1 protein-coding gene is annotated in these 404 nt (G+C 55.0%); it reads right to left on the bottom strand.

Translation table 11 applies throughout. The features are described 5' to 3' along the window. Positions 1-394: L-arabinose isomerase family protein (locus tag Tanf_RS16590; protein WP_498370409.1), on the bottom strand; the 394-nt coding region annotated here is incomplete at its 3' end. Between the last annotated feature and the right edge of the window lie 10 nt (positions 395-404).

Here is a 404-nt window from a genome sequence, read left to right as displayed (position 1 = left end):
TTTCGCCGTGGATTTGTGTGGCAGGCGTCATGGTGTAGCAGCTTTCGTACTCATCGACCAGCGCGTTAACATCGCCGTCGCTGATGGAGTTCACCACCTGCACCAGATCGCCAACCGCCCAGGTATTGACGGAGAATCCGAACTTGATCTGTGCGGCAACTTTATCGCCATCGGTGACCGCCACTTCACGCATGTTATCGCCAAAACGGCAGACTTTCAGATGACGGGTATCCTGTTTAGAGACCGCCTGACGCATCCAGGAGCCGATACGCTCATGGGCTTGTTTATCCTGCCAGTGACCGGTAACCACGGCATGTTGCTGACGCATACGCGCGCCAATGAAGCCGAACTCGCGACCGCCATGTGCAGTCTGGTTCAGGTTCATAAAGTCCATATCGATACTG

Origin of the sequence: Tannerella forsythia, from assembly GCF_001006485.1 — a bacterium.
In the GTDB taxonomy this organism is placed as follows: Bacteria; Bacteroidota; Bacteroidia; order Bacteroidales; family Tannerellaceae; genus Tannerella; species Tannerella forsythia.
This window is presented reverse-complemented; position numbering and strand designations above follow the sequence as displayed.